8 protein-coding genes are annotated in these 7,845 nt (G+C 57.1%); 4 read left to right on the forward strand and 4 right to left on the reverse strand.

Annotated features, from left to right (window positions below):
* Window positions 1-82 precede the first annotated feature (82 nt).
* The 4 genes from BDE01S_RS11780 to rluD form a co-directional block, all read right to left on the reverse strand.
* On the reverse strand, window positions 83-628 hold the full coding sequence (locus BDE01S_RS11780; RefSeq protein WP_066078929.1) for a hypothetical protein: 546 nt from the start codon (window positions 626-628) through the stop codon (window positions 83-85).
* On the reverse strand, window positions 628-1,029 hold the full coding sequence (locus tag BDE01S_RS06400) for a DUF4124 domain-containing protein (protein WP_066078932.1): 402 nt from the start codon (window positions 1,027-1,029) through the stop codon (window positions 628-630). The genes BDE01S_RS11780 and BDE01S_RS06400 overlap by 1 nt, the downstream gene beginning before the upstream one ends.
* A gap of 45 nt (window positions 1,030-1,074) precedes the next feature.
* Window positions 1,075-2,994 carry an ATP-binding cassette domain-containing protein gene (locus BDE01S_RS06405; RefSeq protein ID WP_066078933.1) on the reverse strand — a complete coding sequence of 640 codons (1,920 nt, stop codon included), beginning with the start codon at window positions 2,992-2,994 and terminating at the stop codon, window positions 1,075-1,077.
* A 142-nt stretch (window positions 2,995-3,136) separates the two neighbouring features.
* On the reverse strand, window positions 3,137-4,258 hold the full coding sequence (rluD, locus tag BDE01S_RS06410; protein ID WP_066078936.1) for a 23S rRNA pseudouridine(1911/1915/1917) synthase RluD: 1,122 nt from the start codon (window positions 4,256-4,258) through the stop codon (window positions 3,137-3,139).
* On the opposite strand from rluD, the gene BDE01S_RS06415 reads away from it, so the two are divergent.
* The 4 genes from BDE01S_RS06415 (at window position 4,257) to BDE01S_RS06430 (ending at window position 7,547) form a co-directional block, all read left to right on the forward strand.
* Window positions 4,257-5,060 carry an outer membrane protein assembly factor BamD gene (locus BDE01S_RS06415; protein WP_066078941.1) on the forward strand — a complete coding sequence of 268 codons (804 nt, stop codon included), beginning with the start codon at window positions 4,257-4,259 and terminating at the stop codon, window positions 5,058-5,060. The two genes, rluD and BDE01S_RS06415, sit on opposite strands and share 2 nt — an antisense overlap.
* A 128-nt stretch (window positions 5,061-5,188) precedes the next feature.
* Entirely contained in the window at window positions 5,189-5,818 is a 630-nt protein-coding gene (tmk, locus tag BDE01S_RS06420; protein WP_066078944.1) for a dTMP kinase, read from the forward strand.
* A gap of 330 nt (window positions 5,819-6,148) precedes the next feature.
* Window positions 6,149-6,625 (forward strand): NGO0322 family iron-responsive protein, encoded by a 477-nt coding sequence (locus tag BDE01S_RS06425; protein WP_066078950.1) that lies wholly within the window; start codon window positions 6,149-6,151, stop codon window positions 6,623-6,625.
* Between the two features lie 226 nt (window positions 6,626-6,851).
* On the forward strand, window positions 6,852-7,547 hold the full coding sequence (locus BDE01S_RS06430) for a pseudouridine synthase (RefSeq protein WP_066078959.1): 696 nt from the start codon (window positions 6,852-6,854) through the stop codon (window positions 7,545-7,547).
* The last annotated feature ends 298 nt before the right edge of the window (window positions 7,548-7,845 follow it).

Consider the following 7,845-nt stretch of genomic DNA (forward strand, 5'->3'; position numbering starts at 1 on the left):
AACGTGCGGGTTATGATTGAAACAGATGAGCAGGCCGTCTGAAAAAGCGGATTTTCAGACGGCCTGCTCATATATTCACCTTTCACATTCTGCCCAACTCGCGCTGTAAGGCTTGGATATTTTGCTGCCTGTCGCTGACGGCTTCCTGTAATCCGGCGACGCGCGTTTTGTCCACGCTACCCGTCTGTGCGGTACGCGCTTCAGCCAGGGCTTTTTGTGCCTGCGCCAAGGCTCTGCGCTCGTTGCCCAGCTCGGCTTCCAAAATGCTGCGGCGGCTGTTGGCCGCGGCTTTCACAGGCGGCGCGGCGGCGGTTTTTACGGATGTTTTGCCGGCGTTGGCGGTATTTTTAGCCGCAACGGGTTTGGCGGCCGGCGTTTTTTTGGCGGCGGCTTTCACGGCCTGCGGTGCGGCCGATGCGCTCGGCTTGGGCGCGGCAGGTGCGGCAAAAGGCAGCGGGCCGCTGCTGTAACGCCCGACTTTGGCGGCTGAAAGGTCTGCTGCGCGGCAATGTGCCAAGGGTTTGTCGGTATAGCGGACCACGCCGCCGCTCTCGCAGCTGTAAATGCTGCCCCACGCCGCCCAGGGTGCGGCCAAGGCGAGCAGGCTGATGGCGATGCGCGGAACCATCACGGCTGCTGCCCTACTGCGGGTACAGCTGCTACACCGCGTGCGGCGGCTTGATGGCCGCGCTGTTTTGGCCGCGCCGTGCGTTTTTCGGCATTGTTTTTTTCAGCACTCGTTTTTTTGGCGGATTGGGTTTTGGCAGCGGCGGATTTTGCGGCTTGAGCGTTTTTTCCGGCACGCGCTTTTTTGGCGGATGCGCTGCTGTCGGACGCGTTTAAGCGGTATTCGCCGCCCGCGTAGCTGCCGAGTTTGGGCAGGGATTCGCGGTGGGCGCAGGCGGCGCCGGCTTCGGAGGTGTACACGGTACGGCCTTGCGCGTCGCGGCAGGCGTGTACGGCTTCGGCCTGGGCGGATAATGCCCAAACCACCGGCAGCGCGGCGCAACAATACAGGATGTGTTTCATGGCGTGTCCTTCAGCGTGCATTTTTCAGACGGCATTGTCGGGAGACTATGCACCCAATTCGGCTTCTACTGCGGCGACAACCTGCTCCAATTCTTCCTGCCACAGCAGCCAGTTTTCTTCTAATTCACTTAATTTTACTTTGGTTTCCGCCAATTCGGCGAGCACTTGCTGCAGCCGGGCTTTGTTTTCGTCGGTATAGGCATCTTCCTGTGCCAAAAATGCTTCACAGGCCGTCTGAATATCGGTGAGTGCGGCGATTTCTTTTTCGGCTTTATCGATTTTCTGCTGCAGCGGTTTGCCGCGCTTGGCTTTTTCCTGACGGATTTGCGCTTCGAGGCGTTTGGTGTCTTTGCGGCTTTGGCTCTGCGCGGAAGCCGCAGGTGCGGCGGCGGCGTTTTCCTGTGCCAGACGCCATTGGCGGTAGTCTTCCAAATCGCCGTCAAACGGTTTCAGACGGCCTTGGTCAATCAAGAGAAAACTGTCGGTGGTGGCTTCGAGCAGGCTGCGATCGTGCGACACCACAATCAGTGCGCCCTGAAAGCTCTGCAAGGCCACGGTCAAGGCGTGGCGCATGTCCAAATCCAGATGGTTGGTCGGCTCGTCGAGCAGCAGCAGGTTGGGCTTTTGCCACACAATCATCGCCAAGGCCAGCCGCGCTTTTTCGCCGCCTGAAAATGGTTCGATTTTCTGCAAGGCCATGTCGCCGACGAAATTGAAGCCGCCGAGGAAATTGCGGATGTCTTGTTCGCGCACTTCGGGCGAAAGCTGCTGGATGTGCCAAACCGGGCTTTGGTCGTCGCGCAAGGTGTCGAGCTGGTGTTGGGCGAAATAACCGATATTGAGCTTGTCGGAGCGGATAATCTGGCCGCCCAGCAATGCCAACTCGCCCGCCAAGGCTTTGATAAAGGTGGATTTCCCGCTGCCGTTCACGCCCAGCAGGCCGTAACGTGCGCCGCTTTCCAGCGACAGGCTCAAATCGTGCAGCACCACGCCGCTGCCATAGCCCAAATCGGCTTTATCCAGTTTCAATAAGGGATTGGGCAGGTGGGCGGGCTGCTCGAAGGCGAAGGAAAATTCGCTGTCGAGATGGGCGGGTGCGATACGCTCGAGTTTGGCCAGTGCCTTCATGCGGCTTTGCGCCTGCGTGGCTTTGGTGGCCTTGGCTTTGAAGCGGTCGATAAACGATTGCAGATGTTTGATTTGCGTTTGCTGCTTCACATAGGCCGCCTGCTGCTGGGCGAGGCGTTGGGCGCGTTCGGTTTGGTAGAAATCGTAGCTGCCGCCGTAGGCGGTCAGCTTTTGGTTGGACAACTCGATGGTGTGGGTGGTGGTGGCGTTCAAGAAATCGCGGTCGTGCGAAATGATGATTTGCGTGCACGGCAGGCCGGCCAGATGGCTTTCCAGCCACAACACGGTTTCCAAGTCCAAGTGGTTGGTCGGTTCGTCCAAAAGCAGCAAATCGGCGCGGCACATCAAGGCCTGCGCCAGATTCAGGCGCATGCGCCAGCCGCCGGAAAAAGCCTTCACCGGCTTGGCGTGTTCTTCTTGCGAAAAGCCCAAGCCGCTCAGCAATTTGGCGGCGCGGGCGGGCGCGGTGTAGGCATCGATTTCGTCGAGTTTGGCGTGGTATTCGGCCTGCTTCATCCCGTCGTTTTGCGCTTCCGCCTGTGATAAGGCCGTCTGAAAAGCCTGCAATTCGGCGTCACCTTGCAACACATAATCCAGGGCGGAGGTGTCCAGGGCGGGCGTTTCCTGCGCTACGGCTGCCAGCTTCCAATGCTTCGGCACCGATACTTCTCCGCCGTCTTGGGTGATTTCGCCTTTGAGCAGCGCAAACAGGCTGGATTTGCCCGTGCCGTTTTTGCCGATCAGGCCGACGCGCTGGCCGGGGTTGACGGTGGCGTTGGCTTGGTCGAGCAACACTTTCAGTCCGCGTTGCAGGGTCAGGTTTTTCAGCTCAATCATGGCAATACTCAAATCAGGCAAAGGGGTTTATTTTACCCGAATTTAAACGGGAAAGGCCGTCTGAAAACGGCAGCTACAGGTTTACCCTGCCCTGCTGCGTTTTCAGACGGCCTGCGGCGGCTTTCAATACGTCCGCATATTTTTAATCGCGCACATAAACGACTTCTACATCATAATCGTCTTCGTTCCAATCATCGTCGTCATCGCCATCCAGCTTATCCTGCCATTCTTCTTCGTGGCTCAGCGATGAATCCAGCCCAGCTTCAAGGCGCAATACGGATAAAAGATGATACATATCCGCCGGCATGGGCGCTTCAAACGATACGGTTTCCTGCGTTTTCGGGTGGATAAAGCTCAGGCGGTAGGCGTGCAATGCCTGGCGCTGCAAACTTTTCACCGCTTCTTTGGCTACTTCGCTGCACGGATGGCGCGGGTTGCCGTAAACGGGGTCGCCCGCCAGCGGGTGGTTGGCTTCGCGCATATGCACGCGGATTTGGTGGGTGCGGCCGGTTTCCAGCGAACATTCGATGTAGCTGTGCGCCGGGTAGCGTTCCAACACTTTAACGTGGGTAATCGCGGGTTTGCCGTTGTATTTCACCACCGCCATTTTCAGACGGTTGTGCGGATCGCGGCCGATTAAGGTGTCGATTTTGCCGTCGAACGGTACAACGCCGTTGGCCACGGCGCGGTAGATGCGTTTCACGGTACGCGCCTGCAGCTGCTGCACCAGCGAATTTTGCGCGGGCAGGTTTTTGGCTACAACCATCAGGCCGCTGGTATCCTTATCCAAACGGTGCACAATCCCCGCACGCGGCACTTGCGACAGCTCCGGGCAGTGCGCCAGCAGGCCGTTGAGCAGCGTGCCCGTCCAGTTGCCTGCGGCCGGATGCACCACCAGACCGGCCGGTTTGTTCACCACAATCACGGTATCGTCTTCGTAAATAAGGTCCAAATCCATAGGCTCGGGCGTAAAAGCCAGATTTTCTTCGCTGGGACGGACGCTAACTGTGATAAACTCCGCCCCGATCATTTTATCTTTCGGCTGCGCGGGTTTGCCGTTTACCGTGACCGCGCCCTCTTTAATCCAGGTAGTCAGACGGCTGCGCGAGTAGTCGGGCATCAGCTTGGCCAGCGCCGCATCCAGCCGCAGACCGGCCATATCCAGCGGAACGGTCAAATTAACACAACTTTCTGCTTCAGGGGCTGCCGCAAAGTCTAAATCATCGCTATAATCGGCTTCATTATCAAAGGAAGTATTTTGCATGAAAAAAATTCTTTTAGTCGTTTCGTTAAGTTTGGCACTCGGTGCATGCGCCAATACCGGCACAATCGATAAAGACGCGCAGATTACCCAGGATTGGAGCGTGCAGCAGCTCTATGCGGAAGCGCAAGACGAGTTGAACAGCAATAATTATACGCGAGCTATCAAGTTATATGAACTTTTAGAATCACGCTTCCCCTACGGCCGCTACGCCCAGCAGTCGCAGCTGGATACGGCCTACGCCTACTATAAAGACGACGAGCCGGCCAAAGCGCTGGCTGCTATTGAGCGTTTCCAGCGCCACCACCCGCAGCATCCGAATATGGACTACGCGCTGTATCTCAAAGGCCTGGTATTGTTTAACGAAGACCAGTCTTTCTTAAACAAACTGGCGTCGCAAGACTGGTCCGACCGCGACCCGAAAGCCAACCGCGATGCATACCACGCCTTTTCGCAACTGATTCAGCGCTACCCCAACAGCAAATACGCGCCCGACGCCACCGAGCGCATGACCAAGCTGGTGGACGCTTTGGGCGGCAATGAAATGGCCGTTGCCCGCTACTACATGAAACGCGGCGCTTACGTTGCCGCCGCCAACCGCGCGCAGAAAATCGTCGAGCGTTACCAAAACACCCGCTACGTCGAAGAATCGCTGGCCATGCTCGAGCAGGCTTACAACAAACTCGACAAGCCGCAGCTGGCCGCCGACACCCGCCGCATTCTGGAGCAAAACTTCCCGCAAAGCCCCTATCTCACCAAAGGCTGGCGCAACGACGACATCCCGTGGTGGCGTTATTGGAAATAGTCCGGCAGCCCTGCTGCAACCGGCAGGCCGTCTGAATTTTCAGACGGCCTGTTTTACAGCCGCAGAGCGTAACGCCCGATAAAACCGCAAACCGCAGCATTCTGCGTACCCTACTGACGGAGCACACCATGCCCAACCTTCCCGCACAATTCATCACCTTAGACGGCATAGACGGCGCCGGCAAATCCACCAATCTGGCTTTTATCCGCCAATGGTTCGAGCGGCACGGCCTGCCCGTTCTGTTTACCCGCGAGCCGGGCGGCACACCCGTCGGCGAAGCCCTGCGCGGCCTGCTGCTCGACCCCGATACCCAAGTCGGCCTGCGTACCGAAACCCTGCTGATGTTTGCCGCCCGCCAGCAGCATCTCGACGACGTCATCCTACCCGCACTCAAAAAAGGCATCCACGTCGTGTCCGACCGTTTCAGCGATGCCACCTTTGCCTATCAGGGCGGCGGACGCGGCGTACCGCTTGACGATATTGCCGCGCTGGAGCAATGGGTGCAGCAGGGTTTCCACCCCGACTTGACCCTACTTTTGGACGTGCCGCTCGAAGTCTCCATGAGCCGCATCGAGCAGTCGCGCGAAAAAGACCGCTTCGAGCAAGAGCAGGCCGCATTCTTCACCCGTGTGCGCGCCACCTATCTGCAACGCGCCCAGGCCGCACCCCAACGCTACGCATTAATTGACAGCCACCGCGATTTGGCAGCGGTCAAAGCCGATATCGAGGCCGCGCTCGACCGCCATTTCGGACTGTAAACGCCCGCCGGCGTGCAAAAGCCGTCTGAAAATCCGATACCCGCGGGTATCCGTTTTCAGACGGCTTTTTTCCGGTTAAAGCAGGCGACAATCCAATCAGGATAAGGCGTTTACAAAAAAGCTGAAACACTCAGCGCCGTATGACGGGGTTACCACCCTACGGATTTTATCCAAGCCCACCTCCCCCACCAAAACAACTTTATTCAAATAAGAATCAAAAAGTTACCCTTAAATTTAAAAATAGTAACAATTATCATTTGCAAATTTAAAATTTATCCGTATAATTCAATCCAACGCAGCCCGATACGGCCACCACAGGAAGGAAATATCATGCCTGAAAGTATTTTTAAGCAAGTCTCCCTCGATATTCTGCGGCTGCACCAACATACCCTCCGCTCGCTGCTGGCCACGCAAGGCTGCGGCGATTGCGAAATACACGACGCGGTGTATATGACTTTGGACGGGCGCTACTACCTTTGGCTGCCGCGCACGCCGTCTGAAAAACCCTCTTGCGCCGGCATCCTGCTGATTGAAGACGAAAGCGCGTGCATCCGCCTGAGCTGGGTCGCCGATATGCGCCCGGTGCGCCGCAAAGACAATCTGTACCGCCGCGTCAGCACGCTTCTGCAACGCCGTATGCAGCGTGCCAAAGATAAATTCCACCAGGCCGCCGATGCCTGCCTGTTGGAGCTGACCCCGCAGCAAGGCCGCCTGAGCACGGGTGGCAGGGAAATCGCCCTTTCCCCCTGCGATTTGGTCAAAGCACTTTATCCGGCAAGTCACCGCTTGGCAGGATTTGCCCAGTAACAGTTTTGGTAGTGGTTTGTGTTCCTTTTGCGCCCCTTTCCCAAGGGGCGGTTTTTTTTTGCACACGCCCGGCAGGTGTCCGCTAGGCCCGACAAAATCCCCGCGCCGGCCGCAATTTCCAGTAGAATACAGCGGAATTTATCATCCGATTATACTGGGCGACCGGGCGGCAACATGGTGTAAACCATACTGCAACCCGCCGCCCCAAGCGCTCATTTTCCCGCCTATGCAACTGCTCAAATACATCCAATCGCAAGGCCACGGCAGCCGCAAGCAATGCCAGTGGCTGATTGACAACGACTGCATCGTCATCAACGGCGACATCCGCAATCAGCCCAAAAGCGACATCGACCCCGCCGAAGTCCGCACCCTCGAAGTGGACGGCGAAGCCGTTGTCCCCGTGCCCATGCCGTATTTCTACATCCTGCTCCACAAGCCTGCCGATTACGAAACCTCGCACAAGCCGCAGCAATATCCGAGCGTATTCAGCCTGTTTCCCGACCATATGCGCAACATCGACATGCAGGCCGTCGGCCGCCTCGATGCCGACACCACCGGCGTATTGCTGATTACCAACGATGGCCAGTTCAACCACCGCGTAACCTCGCCCAAACACAAAGTCGCCAAAATCTACCGCGTTACCCTCAAACACCCCGCCGACAGCAGCCTCTGCCAACGCCTGACCGACGGCGTCTTACTGCACGACGACAACGAAACCGTGCGCGCCGCCGCAGCCGTATTGGAAAACCCGCACACGCTGCTGATGACCATTACCGAAGGCAAATACCACCAAGTCAAACGCATGGTCGCCGCCGCCGGCAACCGCGTCGAAAAACTCCACCGCGACCGCTTCGGCGAATGGGACACACAGGATTTGGCCGCCGGAGAATGGCGCTTTATCGACATCGCCCCGCAGCCTTAGCCGCAACTCCGTACATTCCGTTATCTGTTGGCCGTATTTCGATACACAAAAGCCGTATGAAACCATGTTTCAGAAGTAGGACGGGCATCCCTGCCCGTCACTTTGCCATAAGGGAAAAAATGGTTCGATAAAAGGTTTATCTCATTCTATGAATGAGCGACGGGCAGGGATGCCCGTCCTACAGTAGCTTGGAGATTTTACCGTATTGATGCTGCTGACGCCGGCTTATTGGAAGAAATAAGCGGGATTGATAGGATGGGAAAAGGCCGTCTGAAAATCTATAGTCGGAGCGTAAATT

The sequence above is a fragment of the Bergeriella denitrificans NBRC 102155 genome, from assembly GCF_001592185.1.
Taxonomy (GTDB): domain Bacteria; phylum Pseudomonadota; class Gammaproteobacteria; order Burkholderiales; family Neisseriaceae; genus Neisseria; species Neisseria denitrificans.

Coding starts and splice junctions, on each gene's coding strand:
- BDE01S_RS06405 (WP_066078933.1), bottom strand. CDS start 2,994: ATGATTGAGCTGAAAAACCTGACCCTGCAACGCGGACTGAAAGTGTTG.
- BDE01S_RS06415 (WP_066078941.1), top strand. CDS start 4,257: ATGAAAAAAATTCTTTTAGTCGTTTCGTTAAGTTTGGCACTCGGTGCA.
- tmk (WP_066078944.1), top strand. CDS start 5,189: ATGCCCAACCTTCCCGCACAATTCATCACCTTAGACGGCATAGACGGC.
- BDE01S_RS06425 (WP_066078950.1), top strand. CDS start 6,149: ATGCCTGAAAGTATTTTTAAGCAAGTCTCCCTCGATATTCTGCGGCTG.
- BDE01S_RS11780 (WP_066078929.1), bottom strand. CDS start 628: ATGGTTCCGCGCATCGCCATCAGCCTGCTCGCCTTGGCCGCACCCTGG.
- rluD (WP_066078936.1), bottom strand. CDS start 4,258: ATGCAAAATACTTCCTTTGATAATGAAGCCGATTATAGCGATGATTTA.
- BDE01S_RS06400 (WP_066078932.1), bottom strand. CDS start 1,029: ATGAAACACATCCTGTATTGTTGCGCCGCGCTGCCGGTGGTTTGGGCA.
- BDE01S_RS06430 (WP_066078959.1), top strand. CDS start 6,852: ATGCAACTGCTCAAATACATCCAATCGCAAGGCCACGGCAGCCGCAAG.